The sequence below is a fragment of the Acinetobacter sp. 797_lipA genome (genome assembly GCF_058243025.1).
Window position 1 is genome coordinate 390,125 of sequence record NZ_JBZAYQ010000001.1, and the last position, 15,578, is coordinate 405,702.

Consider the following 15,578-nt stretch of genomic DNA (forward strand, 5'->3'; position numbering starts at 1 on the left):
GCGGAGGTTCTTTTTTATTTGTGCTTATAAAAAATCTTTCAGGTTCGGTTTGATGCCATTCCAAATCGAAAAAGATTCAATCGCCTGACCAACCAGCATGCCATAGCCTTCTGAGGTGGGTACGCCGCGAGCTTTGGCTTGATCTAAAAAGGTTGAGGGTTTGCCATAGGCCATTTCATAAGCATGTTGAAAGTGCAAAGCTTCAGGCAGAATGAGGGCATCGCCACTTAGGCTGGCAGAAGTTGCGTTAATCACCAAGTCAAACTGACCTTCGAGTGCATCTAAGCCGATGGCTTGTAATTCGGCTTGCGGTACAGCTGTTTTCAAATCGGCAACCAGTTGCTCAGCACGGGCAAGGGTACGATTGGCAATCACAATTTTTTTCACCCCTGCTTGTACCAGTGGATAAATGACGCCACGAGTTGCACCACCTGCACCGATGATCAGTACATCTGTCTGGTCTAAGTTCCAGTCCAACGCATGAATGGCATCGACTAAGCCTTGTCCATCGGTGTTGTCACCATGTAATTGACCATCGATCATCCACAACGTATTGACTGCTTTTGCGATTTTAGCGCGTTCAGTGAGGACTGCGCAGGCGGCAAAGGCTTGTTCTTTAAACGGCACAGTGACATTAAGACCCATGCCACCCTGTGAGAAGAATTCTTGGATGTTGGCGAGGAAGCCATCGAGTGGCGCAAGACGTTTACTATAGTTGAGGTCGAGCCCCATTTTTTGTGCAAACGCATGGTGAAGTTCAGGTGAGCGAGACTGCTCAATTGGGTTGCCAATGACAGCGAATTGTTTGCTCATCGCACCAAATCCATGTGAGAAATGCTGTTCAATATACGGCAAATTACACGCAGGCTAAAGCGTTCAGTGGTTTTTTATCAATAGAGAAAAGAAAGGCGGCTTATGGGTTACAGATGCTGTGAATCGCATCAAACAATAATTTTGCTGCGGTCAGGGTTAAGCCGATACCTGCAAATACGGTGATGCTGATGGATGCATTGTCATTAAACGCACTTTCAGAAAAAATAGTGGTACTGATCGAGCTTAGCAACACAATAGCAAAGCAGAAAAGAACCATGGTGGTCGAGCTAACTCTTTTTGCGAACATGTTTGGGACCTCAGAGAGAACAGCAAAGGAGGATACTAAATGTTGATGTCATTAAAATGAATACATTGAAAATGACTTAATTTAGCTTACGGTTTTTGCGAACTTAAAAGAACCCAATTGCTGTTTTAAACCTGTGACAATGCTTTAATAAATGCAAAGAAATGACGCTTTGTGTAGTGGCCATTCTACGAGGAATTGATCGGGAAATATATAAAATTTAATATATAAGCTGCCCTCATCTAGTGAAAAGGGCATGCGTGGGGGATATAGAATTGTAAGACTGTGTGTCTATTTGAGCAGGTTGAGCCAATCTTGGGGTTTCAGGTAAAAGTCGGTCAATTTTTTCTCAGCAGAATCGGCCTCCCATTCAGGTCGATATGACCAACCCGCCAAATTCGGCAAGCTCACTAAAATCGACTCAATCCGCCCACCTGTTTGTAAACCAAAGAGCGTGCCGCGGTCATAAACTAAGTTATATTCGACATAACGACCACGACGATAGATTTGAAAGTCGCGTTGCACCTCGCTAAATGGCTTGTCTTGGTTACGCTGGAAGATTGGAAGAATAGCTTCTAGGTAGCCATTGCCGACTGCTTGAATATATTGAAAACAGGTTTCAAAGTCCCATTGATTGAGATCATCAAAGAATAATCCACCGACACCACGTTGTTCGTCACGGTGTTTTAAATAGAAGTAGTCATCACACCATTGTTTATGTTCGGCATAGACTTCAGCGCCAAAGGGCGCACATAAGTCATGCGCTGTCTGATGCCATGACAGCACATCTTCATCATTTGGGTAAAATGGAGTGAGATCGAAGCCCCCCCCAAACCACCAAATTGGATCTTGACCTTCTTTTTCAGCCACGAATAAGCGCACATTGGCATGTGAAGTCGGGACATTTGGATTTTTCGGATGGATCACTAAGGACACACCCATGGCCTGTGCTTTGGCACCTGCAATTTGCGGATGGCGTTCAGTCGCTGAAGCAGGGAGTTTAGATATGTTGATGTGTGAGAACATCACTCCACCTTTTTCGATCACTGTGCCATTTTGCAGTACGCGTGAACGACCCCCACCGCCTTCAGGACGCTCCCAATCATCTATTTCAAACTGCGCAGTCCCGCCACCAGCACACTCTTGTTGTTCAAGTGCGGCACAAATACGAGCCTGTAAGTCGAGGAGAAATTCGCGAACGCGTTGGATATCCGCAGACGTTGGGTGCTGCATGAAAAGCCTCATGGGAAAAGATGAAAACTGCCTACATCAAAACATAAAACAGCAAAAAGATTAAGAATATTTTCCGAAGAGTCCTACAGCAGCATTCGATGTTGTGAGACAATTCAAAAATGAAATGCTGCTATGTGCAAAATAACCTGACCAATTCGCTAGGTTGAATTCTGATCCTAAGCTCAGCAGAATAACCACAGTACAGACCCGAGTTTGGCGATGCAGAATAGGCTGCATTTTCTGAATGTGGAAGAGCTGATGGTAAATATGCGCGATTCATTGATTCAAAAATACAATGTTCCTGGTCCACGTTATACCAGTTACCCAACGGTGCCGTATTGGGAAGAGCCACAGTTTTCTTTAGAGCAATGGAAACAGACGCTGAAAACATCGTTTGCTGAATCGAATTCGACTGAAGGCATAAGTTTGTATATTCATCTGCCTTTTTGTGAAAGTCTCTGTACTTTTTGTGGCTGTCACAAACGCGTGACCAAAAAGCATGAGATGGAGCAGCCTTATATTCAGGCGGTTTTAAAAGAGTGGTCTCTTTATTGTGACTTGCTTGAAGAAAAGCCGTGCATTAAAGAAATTCATTTGGGTGGCGGAACGCCGACTTTCTTTTCTCCAGCGCATTTAACTCAACTGATTGAAAGTATCCTTGCGCAAGCAGAGATTGCCGAGCAGTATGAGTTTAGCTTTGAAGGGCATCCGAACAATACCACACGGGAGCATTTGCAAGCCTTGTATGACTTGGGCTTTCGCCGTGTCAGTTATGGGGTGCAGGATTATAATGAAACCGTACAAAAAGCCATTCATCGGATACAGCCTTTTGAACATGTCGAGCAAGTGACGCAGTGGGCGCGTGAAATAGGCTATAGCTCAATTTCACATGATTTGGTCTTTGGTCTGCCTTTTCAAAACCTAGATGATGTGCTCAACACCATTGATCAAACCAATCGTTTACGCCCAGACCGTCTGGCCTTTTATAGTTATGCGCATGTGCCTTGGATCAAAGGCAACGGGCAACGTGGGTTTAAAGACCATGATGTGCCGAAAGATGAAGTAAAACGTCAGTGCTATGAAGAAGGGAAAAAGAAGCTGCTTGCGCAGGGGTATCATGAAATTGGTATGGATCATTTTGCTTTAGAAAGTGATGCGATGTACCAATCATTTCAGGCAGGCACTCTGCATCGCAATTTTATGGGTTACACCGCATCGAAAACTCAAGTGATGATTGGTTTAGGTATTTCATCAATCAGCGACAGTTGGTATGGCTTTGCGCAAAATGAAAAAAAACTCGAAGATTATTATGTGCGACTCGAAAACAATGAACTTCCCGTCTATCGCGGGCATATTTTGAGTGCTGAAGATTTGCTAATTCGTCGCCACATTTTAAATTTGATGTGTAGCTTTCAGACGTCGTGGGCAGATTCAGATATGCAATTTCTGGAATTGGCTGAGGTCTTGGGACAACTGGAAGAAATGCAGGACGATGGTTTATTGGAAATTAGACCACACAGTATACGGGTGACTGAGCAGGGCAAAGCCTTTGTCCGCAATATTTGTATGGCGTTTGATTTGCATTTAAAACGCCGTCGACCTGAGAGTCGTATTTTCTCCATGACCATCTAATCTGATTGAAGTGCTCTAAGCCGGCCTTTGTCTAAGGAGGCTTAGAGTATGTTTTCAAATTTTAAAAATCATCTTTCTTGTACAAGTGTGCCATGCGTTCATGTTTGGTTTTTAAATATTCTTCATTGAAAGGATTTAAACCGACCGTCAAAGGCACACGATCTACCACATTGATCCCTTGCTCTTGCAATGCTGCAATCTTCAATGGATTGTTAGTAATCAAACGGACTTGTTGAATATTGAGATGATCCAACATAATGCTGACCATGTCATAACGACGTGCATCGGCAGGGAGATTGAGCATTAGGTTGGCATCAACTGTGTCATGCCCTTGATCTTGTAGCGCATAAGCACGAATTTTATTGGTCAGCCCAATGCCACGACCTTCCTGACGCAAATACAGAATCACGCCTTGCCCAGCTTCATTGATCAGTTTTTGTGTGGCTTGCAATTGTGGACCACAGTCACACTTCAGTGACGCAAAGGCATCGCCCGTGAGACATTCAGAATGAACACGGACTAAAACGGGTTCTGTGATCGGCTGATCCAAACCTTTTGAGAGTGCAACATGTTCTTCACCGGTCTTAGGATCTTGAAATACGGTGATGTTAAATTCACCAAAAGCAGTCGGTAAACGGGATGTGGCAACAAATTCAATAGGCACAGCTAAACCTGTAAATAGTTCAGAAATTGGCTAAAGTATAGCGTAATGCATCGACATTGGTAGAATTGCATCCATGAATTTATGCAGAAGATTTTCTTTTTTGTATAAAGCGAACGATAATAGTTGATAAATAGTAAGATTATTCAGGATAATCACCTGCACTAAACGAACACCCAGTGAGAGCACTGCTCAAAACTGCATCGCTAGAAATATGGCTGATTGAAGGTGATAGCATTCGACGATATGATCGAATTACCCATTTGACCTAGCTAGATTTGCCAGGCTTTAGAAGGCTTTGCCATATTATGTTGTATACAGAAATACCAGCTCATCGCCCTGTAACACCGTTGTTGGATACGATTGATCATCCTCAACAACTTCGCTTGCTTGAGCAAAGTCAATTAGCACAAGTGGCAGACGAGCTACGTCAATTTATTCTGTATGCCGCAGGACAAAGTGGGGGACACTTTGGTGCAAACCTCGGTGTAGTCGAACTCACCGTGGCATTACATTATTGTTTCAACACGCCGAATGACCGCTTAATTTGGGATGTCGGTCATCAAGCTTATCCGCATAAAGCATTAACGGGCCGCCGTGAACAGCTCACGACGATTCGTGCCAAAGATGGTTTGGCTGCCTTTCCTGCGCGTGATGAATCGGTGTTTGATACCTTTGGAGTCGGACATTCTTCGACTGCGATTTCAGCAGGCCTAGGTATGGCGCTGGCGCGTCGTTATCAAAACAATCCATGTGAAGTGGTCGCGATCATTGGTGATGGGGCGATGACAGCGGGTATGGCCTTTGAAGCCATGAACGATGCAGTTGCGCATGATGCGGACCTGATGGTGGTACTGAATGACAATGATATGTCGATTTCATGTAGTACTGGTGGTTTTGCAAAACATCTGGCTTCGATTTGGGAAAGTGGGCAGTCCATTAATATTTCAGATGATGGCGAAGCTTATGTACAGCCACATCCTGAATGGACTTATAACTCACGTTTACATAGCGCAGCGACAGATGCGGCTGACAACGTATTTAAAGCGATTGGTTTTGATTACTTTGGGCCTTTCGATGGGCACGATGTTGAGCAGTTGACACAAGTCTTTACCGCATTGAAAAAACGTAAAGGTCCACGTTTGATCCATGTCTATACCAAAAAAGGCAAAGGCTTCGTCCCTGCTGAAGCTGACCAAATCAAATATCACGCGATTACAAAAATAAATGCCAAGTCTGCGCCACAAACAGCGCCCAAATATTCAGATGTCTTTGGTCAATGGTTATGTGATGAAGCGGCACAAGATGAGCGTTTACTGGCGATTACCCCTGCCATGTGCGAAGGCTCAGGGATGGTGAGTTTTGCCAAACAGTATCCACAGCGCTTTTTTGATGTCGCGATTGCAGAACAGCATGCTGTAACTTTGGCGGCGGGTATGGCATGTGAAGGCTTAAAACCTGTGGTTGCAATTTACTCGACCTTCTTGCAGCGTGGCTATGATCAATTGATTCATGATGTGGCCCTGCAAAATCTGGATGTTACCTTTGGTATCGACCGTGCAGGTTTAGTGGGTGAAGATGGCCCGACTCATGCTGGGGCCTATGACTATGCCTTTATGCGCACCGTACCGAACCTGGTGATTATGGCGCCTAAAGACGAAAATGAATGTCGTCAAATGTTGCATACTGCTTATTTATACAATGGTCCTGCCGCAGTGCGTTACCCGCGTGGCAATGGTTTGGGTGTTGAGATTCAACAACAGATGACCCCGATGGAAATTGGTCAGGCTGAAATTGTAGCGAGCTTTAATGATGCCCAAGACGACGTTATTAGCATTCTTGCCTTTGGTAGTCGTGTTCAGGCCGCAGTAGAGGCAGCACATAAATTGGCTGAACAAGATTTAGCGGTTCGTGTGGTGAATATGCGCTTTGTTAAACCGCTTGATGAAAAGATGATAGCGACTTTAGCACCATCAACGGCTTTATTTGTTACGGTTGAAGAACATGCGGTAATGGCGGGTGCGGGCAGTGCAGTCAATGAATATTTGGCACAGGCTCAAATCGTGAAACCGATGTTAAATCTTGGTTTAGCGGATACATTTATGCATCAAGCGACTCATGCGCAAATGTTGCATCAGGCAGGATTAGATGCAGAAGGCATTGAAAGCTCGGTGCGCCAAGCATGGTCAAAACTTGTACATATGGTTTAAGCACCGTTTTTAAATTTTAGAAACATTTTTTCCCTAAAAGCCCCGATCTTTGATAAGATGCGCGGGCTTTTATGCATTATTCTTTATCAATATCTTCAAATTGTAGTGGGTGTTCAATGGAACCTATGGTGGTGATGGCTGCGCGTGCGGCTCAATTAGTCGGTCAAGAGCTTTTAAAAGCGCATCAAAATCGTCATAAGCTCGATCTACAAGTCGAAGAAAAAGGAATTGATGGTCCTGTAACGCGTGTAGACCGTTATTTGGAACAATTGGCTATCGATACCCTACGTAAAAGCTATAAAAATCACAGCTTCCTTGGTGAAGAGTTTGGTTTTCAAGAAGGTAAAGGTCACGACGCAGATTGGTGTTGGATCATCGACCCACTTGATGGCACTCTAAACTTCATTAACGGTGTTCCTCACTTCTGTATCTCTATTGCAGTTCAACATAAAGGCATTACTCAACACGGCGTGATTTACGACCCTGTGAAAGATGAGTTGTTCTCTGCAAGTCGTGGTCGTGGTGCCATGATGAACCAACGCCGTATTCGCGTAAACGTGAAAGACAGTCTTGAAAATACATTCATGTCTGTGGGTCATGCTTACCGTGCAAAACGTAATGGTGAAGTGATTTCTTATGCAAAAAATCATTTTGATTCATTGTTAAATGTGACTGAAGCTGGCGCGCAATACCGTCGTACAGGTTCTGCAGCATTAGATTTGGCATATGTTGCAGCAGGTCGTTTCGATGCGTACTTCGAACTTGGCTTAAAGCCTTGGGATATCGCAGCTGGTGAGTTGATCGTGAAAGAAGCGGGCGGTACAGTAGTTGATGCACGTGGTGGTAGCGAATCTATGGAAAATGGCCAAGTACTGGCATGTTCTATGAAAATGTTGAAACCTCTGATGAAAGCAGTTGTACCTGCTTGGGGTGAAGCTGCTAAGTAATAGCATGTAGATTGTGTTTTAAGACATTGAAAAAGCCCTCAGAAGAGGTAATGCTGATCAGTTAAGACAAAATAGCTGAAATGCGGTAAAAATGAGCGTATCCAGATACGCTCATTTTTTTATGACTTTTTCTCAGAATTTAAGTTCAGCATTTCAGCAGACAGCTCCTTCACTTTCTAATTTTAGCGAATTAATTGATTTAAACTGGATTGAAGACTGTTTAAAACGGACCGGGAAAGCATCGGTCAGAAAAAGAAAACTCCCCGCAGAGCATGCTGTATGGCTAGTTATTGGACTTGCATTGTTCCGCGACCAGCCCATCTGGTATGTTGTTCAGCAGCTGCAGCTGGTTTTTGGCACGGCTGAAAGCTGCGCCCCAAGCGCATCAGTGCAGGCCAGACAGCGCTTGGGTCTGGAGCCTTTAAATGTCCTGTTCAATACACTGAGTCAGACATGGTTTGAAGATTCTCAGCCGCAATATTCCGCCTTTCATGGCCTAAGCATCTGCGCTGTAGATGGAGCCGTCTGGTCCATGCCCCACACAGATGAGAACTTCAGGCACTTCGGTTCTTCCAAAGGCAAAACGATAGCAGCACCTTGGCCGCAAGCCAGAGCGGTTTGCCTGATCAACACCAATACTCATGAAGTGATTGATGCCGGGATTGGAAGTATGGATCAAGGCGAGCTGACTTTAGCGAAGAAATTGAAAGTGCCTGCAAATAGCCTGACTTTATTTGACCGGGCCTACTTCTCTGCTGATTTCTTATCAGGGTGGCAGTCTCGGGAAAACTGCCATTGGCTTATGCGGGCTAAAGACAATCTGCGCTATGAAATTATCAGGAAAAACTCAGCGCATGACTTTCAAATCAGAATGCCTGTTTCTCCAAGAGCGAAGAAACTGAATCCGGATTTAGGTGACTATTGGGAAGCCCGCCTGATTGAAACTGAACAGTCTGGAAGGGTTAGACGATACGTTACATCATTATTAGATTCAAAGGCTTATCCTCTGGAAGAGGTCAGTACGCTGTATGCTCAGCGCTGGGAAATCGAGATGTGCTACCGTGAAATCAAGAGCGACCTGCAAGATGGGATGCATTTAAGAAGCAAGCAGCCTGAATTGGTGTATCAGGAATTATGGGGTGTATTGATTGCTTATAATATTCTTAGAAGGCAAATGAAATTTATGGCTCAACGGGCGAAAGTCAGCCCTTTGCGTATCAGTTTCCATATTGCTTCAATCAGCATTATCAATATATTAAGGCATACTCCGCTGGAATCGGCAGGGAATTTGCCCAAGCATTTAGAGCGTTTGCTGGAACAGTCTAAAATGTTTGTTTTGCCTGAAAGAAGATCAAGGCAATGCCCTAGAGTCGTCAAAATAAAGCCTCAAAAGTACCCAAGAAAATGCCAGTCAATTTCTTAACTGACTGGCATTACTCAGAAGAGGGCTTTTTCTTTGATATGGATGAAAAAAATAAAGGTCTTTGTGGTGATTTACTTTCTGGCTTTAACCTCTATAGATTGTAAAACATAGGCTGTGCCAGATTCTGATTACCTCTTAATGAAGATCACGCTATACAGAAATAAAGCGGGTTAAAATTAACCAGTGTATAGATACCTATTTAAGCTTGTTGTGTCTAATGTTTATGACAGGTCAGATAGCATGTCAAATCACGGCAGCATTAGAGCAAGAGCTAGTACAATTAATTGCGTCATATGGCTGATAGTTGAGGAAAGAGCAAAGAATACTATTCAATATTTTTCTAGATGGTCAAAAAAATTAAAGTGAAAACCTGCATTTATTCAATCTTTGAGGAAAATATTGTATCAATTTCACGAAAAGAGGTGACTTTTAAAAATATCCTGCTATACTCCGCCCACGCACTAAATTTCGTTCATTACCTGAACATTCTCTTCTATCATTGTGTATGCGCGTCCGGTCCAAAGAGAGGACATTATTTCGCGCCCCACCCAATCGCTTAAGCGATTCCTTCAGGTTGCGGCTGTAATCAAATGTGCGTTATACGCATCGTCGTTCTCGGATCGCCGCTGATTCTATATTTTCAGCGATTATTGCTGTGCCGCTTTTTGCCGATGTCCATCAGACCATATATTTAATGGAGCACCCATTTTTCGGGTGAAATACTCTATGAGCAAAACTTTTGCTGATTTTCCTTTACATGAATCGTTACAACAAGCTTTACAAAGCTTAGGTTTTACTTCTCCTACGCCTGTACAGGAACAATCGATTCCTGCAGCTTTAGAAGGTAAAGACCTTTTAGTATCTAGCCAAACAGGTTCAGGTAAAACTGCAGCGTTCTTACTTCCAACGTTAAACGCACTTGCAGCCCAAGAGACTTTCGTTCCGTTCAAAGAACGTATGAAAGCAATTACTCAACCGAATATCTTGGTTCTTTGCCCAACTCGTGAGTTGGCGCAGCAAGTAAGCCAAGACGCGATTGGGTTTGTCCGTCACATGAAAGGTGCGCGTATTGCAGCGATCATGGGTGGTATGCCGTTTGGTAAGCAAATCCAACAGTTAAAAGGTGCGCAAGTTGTTGTTGCAACACCAGGTCGTTTACTTGACCTTGTAAACCGTCGTCAAATTAAATTAGACCAAGTTGATGCGCTTATTGTTGACGAAGCAGATCGTATGCTAGATCTAGGTTTCTCTGAAGACTTAGAAGCAATTAGCGATCTTGCTGCAAACCGTAAACAGACTTTAATGTTCTCTGCAACATTTGCTGGTCGTATCATTACACTTGCTGAACGCATGATGAATGATCCACAACGGATTGCAATCGAAACTGGTCACTCTACGAATACTGACATCACTCAGACTTTACACTGGACTGATGGCTTTGAGCACAAGAAAAAATTACTAACGCATTGGTTAAGTGCTGAAGACGTAGATCAAGCTGTTGTATTTGCTTCTACTCAAGAAGACACCGATATGTTGGCTGAAGAACTTGCTGAAGCTGGTTTATCAGTTGTAGCACTTCATGGTGCTATGCCACAAACTGTGCGTAACCGTCGTTTACGTAGCATCCGTGAAGGTCGTGCAAAAATTTTAGTTGCAACCGACGTTGCTGCTCGTGGTCTCGACGTACCAACCATTTCACACGTAATCAACTTCGGTCTTCCAATGAAGAACGAAGACTATGTACACCGTATTGGTCGTACAGGTCGTGCGGGTCGTACTGGTAAAGCAATCACTTTAGCAACTTACCGTGAACGGGGTAAAATCCGTGCTTTAGAAGATTTCTTAGATGCGCGTTTGAATGTATCTGAAATTGAAGGCCTTGAGCCATCTCCACCTCCTGCACGCGGTAGTCGTGATGGCGGCGGTCGTGGTCGTGATGGTCGTGGTCGTGATGGCGGCGGTCGTGGTCGCGGTGGTTTCGGTGGTCGCGATGGCGGCGGTCGTGCTCGTTTCGAAGGTGAGTCTAACTTTAAACGTCGTGAAGGTGGTGATGACCGTCCACGTCGTAGCTACGATGACAAACCTCGTGGTGATCGTCCATCATTTGGTGGTGAAGATCGTCCACGTCGTGAGTTTAATAATGACCGTCCACGTCGTGAAGGCGGTTTCGGTGATCGTCCACAACGTTCTTTTGATGACCGTCCAAAACGTGATTTTGGTGATCGTCCAGCGCCACGTCGTGAAGGTGGTTTCGGTGATCGTCCGCAACGTTCTTTTGATGATCGTCCAAAGCGTGAATTCAACTCTGATCGTCCACGTCGCGAAGGCGGTTTCAACGATAAGCCACGTTTTGACTCAAATGATGACAACCGCGGTAACCGTGTAGATTACAAACCACGTCGTGAAGGTTCTTTTGGTGACCGTCCAAAACGTGATTTTGGTGATCGTCCAGCGCCACGTCGTGAAGGTGGTTTTGGCGACCGTCCACAACGTTCTTTTGGTGAAGACCGTCCTAAACGTACTTTCGGTGGTGAAGACCGTCCTAAGCGTACTTTTGGTGGCGAAGACCGTCCGAAGCGTGAATTTAATTCAGATCGTCCACGTACTGAAGGTGGTTTTGACCGCCCACGTCGTAAGTTTAACGACTAAGTCTGAATGAATAAAAAAACCAGTGGAAACACTGGTTTTTTTTTGTCTACGGCTGTAAAAAAATAAATTAAAATGTATACTGAGTCATATTTTAATTGTATTGATAATAATGATGCACAATAATGAGGTTGAATCAATCGCCACACTCTCTGACATGAAAGAGGTCAATATGGCACATTATCTCGGACTCTTTTTGCTGATTTGCAACATTCTTTTCTTTGTCTATAGTCGTTATGGATGAAGCAATTCATCTTATGTAGCTTGTTTTCGCAGTTCAAATAAATATAAATACAACCAACTGAAATCAATTCGTGCACAAAATTAGACACGGAATACGCTAACATATCGTTTTTTAATCCTTTATAGTATGCATGCTGAAAAAATGCAGGAAAACGCACAGCTATGAATAATCAAGCGCCTCTGACTGCTCAAGCCCTCATTGAGGTCAAAGACCTGAGCTTTAAGCGAGGGGAACGTGTCATTTATGATCAGGTCAATTTAAAAATTCGACAGGGTCAAATTACGGGCATTATGGGCCCATCAGGTACAGGTAAAACCACTTTACTACGTTTAATTGGCGGTCAATTGACTCCCGACCAAGGTGAAGTGCTTTTTGATGGGCAAAATATTGCGAAAATGTCACGCAAAGAGTTATTCGCTGCGCGTGCGCGTATGGGCATGCTTTTTCAAAGTGGCGCATTGTTTACCGATATGTCGGTGTATGAAAATGTAGCCTTTCCGATAAGAGCACATACCAAGCTGCCTGAGCATTTACTGTCAGAAATTATATCTTTAAAACTAGAGTCTGTCGGCTTACGTGGTGCAGAACAGATGATGCCTTCTGAGCTCTCAGGCGGGATGAACCGTCGTGTGGCTTTGGCACGTGCAATTGCACTGGATCCTGAGCTGATCATGTACGATGAGCCATTTGCAGGGCAAGATCCAATTGTGAAGGGTGTACTCACACGTCTGATTCGATCATTGCGAGAAGCTCTTGATTTAACAACAATTATTGTCTCGCATGACGTGGCTGAAACCTTATCGATCGCAGACTATATCTATGTTGTTGCTGAAGGTAAGGTGCAAGGTGAAGGCACGCCTGAACAGTTACAGGCGAATGCCTCTCCGTTTGTTAAACAGTTTTTAACAGGTGCGGTTGAAGGGCCTGTCGATTATCAATTTAGCCATAAGGCATATCTAAATACTGAGGTGCAAGCATGAATGCGATAGCACTCTTAGGTCGACGCGTGATTGAACGGGTTCGCGGCATTGGTGTTGCCAGCCTGATGTTATTACAAATTTTATTTTCGATGCCCACTGCTTTAGGTGTTCGGTTATTTGTTTACCAAATGTACCGTGTTGGGGTGTTATCGCTGCTCATTATTGTGGTGTCAGGGCTATTTATTGGTGCTGTACTGGGCTTACAGATGTATAGCATCTTGGTGACCTTTGGTAGTGAAGCGATGCTGGGTACAGCGGTTGCATTGACCTTACTCCGTGAATTAGCACCTGTAGTTGCGGCATTGCTGTTTGCAGGTCGTGCGGGTTCTGCATTGACGGCTGAGATTGGTTTAATGAAAGCCACAGAGCAGCTGTCCAGTATGGAAATGATCGGGGTTGATCCACTTAAACGTGTGATTTCGCCGCGACTTTGGGCCGGTATTTTTAGTTTGCCGATGTTGTCTGTCATCTTCGCTGCGGTGGGGATTATGGGCGGTAAAATGGTGGGTGTAGACTTCTTGGGTGCAGATGAAGGTTCTTACTGGAGTGGCATTCAAAGTAGCGTAGAGTTCTATAAAGATGTCCTGAATGGCACCATCATTAAAAGTTTTGTTTTTGCTTTAATTTGTACATGGATTGCGGTGTATCAAGGCTATGCCTGTGAACCAACATCTGAAGGTATTGCGACATCAACCACACGCACTGTGGTGTATTCATCGCTCTGTGTTTTAGGTTTTGATTTTGTGTTGACTGCGGTCATGTTTGGAGGTGTTTAATGAAATCACGTGCAAGTGAGCTGGCAGTCGGCATATTTGTCATTTTATTCGGTATCGCTTTGTTTTTTATTGCGATGCGAGTGAGTGGCTTGGTGGGATCAAATCTCAGTGATCGCTATGAAATGAGTGCAACCTTCGATAATGTAAATGGTTTAAAACCACGTGCGAAAGTGACGATGAGTGGGGTGAAAATTGGTCAAGTTGATCAAATTAGCTTAGACCCTGTGACACGTTTAGCGACTGTTTCTTTTTCGTTGGATGGTAAATTAACGACCTTTAATGCAACACAACTCAAAGAAGTTGAAAAGAATGCACTTGAAGAGCTTCGTTACAGTAGCGACTATACCTCTGCGGATGCTGCGCAACAAAAAGAAATGGAAAAGCAACTTATTGCGAACATGAAGTCCATCACCAGCATTGATGAAGATGCTTATATTATGGTGGCAACCAATGGTCTGCTAGGTGAGAAGTACTTGAAAATTGTTCCAGGGGGCGGTTTGAACTACGTGAAACGTGGTGAAAGCATTGGCAATACCCAAGGCACAATGGACCTAGAAGACTTAATTACTAAATTTATTACGGGTGGTGCAGGTAAATCGAAAGATGCTTCAGCAACAACTGAGCAACCTGAAACCGCTGAAACAGCAGATGCCAATGTGTCATTTGTTGAATGATTTGAAGAGGACCAATTGTAGTGAATACTTTATTGAAACAAACACTGACAGCTAGCATTTTAACTACAATGTTTGCAGGTACTGCTTTTGCAGCACCAAGTGAAGCACCACCTGCTTTTGTTAAAAAAGTGGCAGATGGCTTGATTGCGCGTTTAAAAGCGGATCATGCCAAGCTACAAAACAACCCAGCTGCTGTGAAAACGATTGTTCGTCAAAACTTAGACCCGTATGTGGATTCACAAGCGTTTTCACGTATTGTGATGGGGACTTATGCAACCAATCAATACAGTACAGCTGCACAACGCGCGAAGTTTGAAAATAATTTCCGTGAAACACTGATTGAAAATTACGGTTCTGCATTCGCGAAATTCAGCAATCAGACATATACCATCCGTCCGTATAAAGAAACCAATAGCAAAAACCCTGTGGTGACGATCGACTTTAATAACAAAGGCGAAAAAATCCCAGTGTCTTTCCAGTTGGCGGATAAAGGCAACCAATGGAAAATCCGTAATATCAATGTGTCGGGTATCGACCTTGGTTTACAGTTCCGTAATCAGTTCGCGGCAACGGTTAAACGTAATGGTGGCGACCTAGATAAAGCGATTGCAAACTTCCAACCTGATGCAGAAGCAGCGGTTGAAAAGAAAAAATAAGTAGGTGAAAGGTGATTAACTTTAGCAATCAGGAAATGCAGCTTTCAGGTCAGATTACATATGACAATGCTGAAAGCTACTATCAACAAGGTCTGAAGGTGATTCAGTCACAGTCTTATCCTGTGGTGGTGAATTTGGCCCAGCTTGAACATGGTAGTACATTGGCACTAGCAGTTTTGGTGCGTTGGTTGCGTCAAACACCCGATGCACATAGTTTACATTTTAAAGCTGTACCTGAAAAAATGATGAAGGTGATTCAAGCCTGTCATTTACAGGATGACCTCAAGTTAATCCCTTAAATAAAAAAAGCACCTTAGGGTGCTTTTTTTTATATGTTGTGTTTCTTAAATCTATGAGGAAAAACAATGTTTTAACGTGT

Annotated in this window: 14 protein-coding genes; 10 read left to right on the top strand and 4 right to left on the bottom strand. The window is 43.9% G+C overall.

The features are described from left to right. Positions 1 to 24 precede the first annotated feature (24 nt). From aroE to hemF, 3 genes are all read right to left on the bottom strand, one after another. Entirely contained in the window at positions 25 to 813 is a 789-nt protein-coding gene (gene aroE / locus AC4CU2_RS01820; RefSeq protein ID WP_159151591.1) for a shikimate dehydrogenase, read from the bottom strand. Between the two features lie 100 nt (positions 814 to 913). Continuing rightward, positions 914 to 1,120 (bottom strand): hypothetical protein, encoded by a 207-nt coding sequence (locus tag AC4CU2_RS01825; RefSeq protein ID WP_010327619.1) that lies wholly within the window; start codon positions 1,118 to 1,120, stop codon positions 914 to 916. Between the two features lie 288 nt (positions 1,121 to 1,408). Beyond that, positions 1,409 to 2,350: an oxygen-dependent coproporphyrinogen oxidase gene (gene hemF / locus AC4CU2_RS01830; RefSeq protein WP_490768190.1), complete on the bottom strand. Its 942-nt coding sequence runs from the start codon at positions 2,348 to 2,350 to the stop codon at positions 1,409 to 1,411. Positions 2,351 to 2,617: 267 nt separating this feature from the next. Between hemF and hemN the strand changes: the two genes are divergently transcribed. After that, positions 2,618 to 3,982: an oxygen-independent coproporphyrinogen III oxidase gene (hemN, locus tag AC4CU2_RS01835; protein ID WP_490769196.1), complete on the top strand. Its 1,365-nt coding sequence runs from the start codon at positions 2,618 to 2,620 to the stop codon at positions 3,980 to 3,982. Between the two features lie 61 nt (positions 3,983 to 4,043). On the opposite strand, the gene ribA is transcribed toward hemN, so the two are convergent. Then, positions 4,044 to 4,646 carry a GTP cyclohydrolase II gene (ribA, locus tag AC4CU2_RS01840; RefSeq protein WP_058870370.1) on the bottom strand — a complete coding sequence of 201 codons (603 nt, stop codon included), beginning with the start codon at positions 4,644 to 4,646 and terminating at the stop codon, positions 4,044 to 4,046. 305 nt (positions 4,647 to 4,951) lie between these two features. On the opposite strand from ribA, the gene dxs reads away from it, so the two are divergent. The 9 genes from dxs (at position 4,952) to AC4CU2_RS01885 (ending at position 15,498) form a co-directional block, all read left to right on the top strand. After that, positions 4,952 to 6,853: a 1-deoxy-D-xylulose-5-phosphate synthase gene (gene dxs, locus AC4CU2_RS01845; RefSeq protein WP_490768191.1), complete on the top strand. Its 1,902-nt coding sequence runs from the start codon at positions 4,952 to 4,954 to the stop codon at positions 6,851 to 6,853. A 116-nt stretch (positions 6,854 to 6,969) separates the two neighbouring features. Continuing rightward, positions 6,970 to 7,800, top strand: coding sequence for an inositol monophosphatase family protein (locus AC4CU2_RS01850; RefSeq protein ID WP_004691373.1), 831 nt, complete (start codon positions 6,970 to 6,972; stop codon positions 7,798 to 7,800). Between the two features lie 121 nt (positions 7,801 to 7,921). Then, on the top strand, positions 7,922 to 9,223 hold the full coding sequence (locus tag AC4CU2_RS01855) for an IS4 family transposase (protein ID WP_039891156.1): 1,302 nt from the start codon (positions 7,922 to 7,924) through the stop codon (positions 9,221 to 9,223). 726 nt (positions 9,224 to 9,949) lie between these two features. Further along, positions 9,950 to 11,872, top strand: coding sequence for a DEAD/DEAH box helicase (locus AC4CU2_RS01860; RefSeq protein ID WP_490768192.1), 1,923 nt, complete (start codon positions 9,950 to 9,952; stop codon positions 11,870 to 11,872). 402 nt (positions 11,873 to 12,274) lie between these two features. Continuing rightward, a complete protein-coding gene (locus AC4CU2_RS01865) occupies positions 12,275 to 13,093 on the top strand; it encodes an ABC transporter ATP-binding protein (protein ID WP_004691369.1) in 819 nt (272 codons plus the stop codon). After that, complete coding sequence (gene mlaE, locus AC4CU2_RS01870; RefSeq protein WP_004691368.1) at positions 13,090 to 13,869, top strand: lipid asymmetry maintenance ABC transporter permease subunit MlaE; 780 nt, start codon at positions 13,090 to 13,092, stop codon at positions 13,867 to 13,869. The genes AC4CU2_RS01865 and mlaE overlap by 4 nt, the downstream gene beginning before the upstream one ends. Then, positions 13,869 to 14,543, top strand: a complete 675-nt coding sequence (gene mlaD / locus AC4CU2_RS01875) for an outer membrane lipid asymmetry maintenance protein MlaD (RefSeq protein ID WP_490768193.1) — start codon at positions 13,869 to 13,871, stop codon at positions 14,541 to 14,543. The genes mlaE and mlaD overlap by 1 nt, the downstream gene beginning before the upstream one ends. 20 nt (positions 14,544 to 14,563) lie before the next feature. Beyond that, entirely contained in the window at positions 14,564 to 15,199 is a 636-nt protein-coding gene (locus AC4CU2_RS01880) for an MlaC/ttg2D family ABC transporter substrate-binding protein (protein WP_087527364.1), read from the top strand. Positions 15,200 to 15,210: 11 nt separating this feature from the next. Continuing rightward, a complete protein-coding gene (locus tag AC4CU2_RS01885; RefSeq protein WP_004691363.1) occupies positions 15,211 to 15,498 on the top strand; it encodes an STAS domain-containing protein in 288 nt (95 codons plus the stop codon). Positions 15,499 to 15,578: the final 80 nt, after the last annotated feature.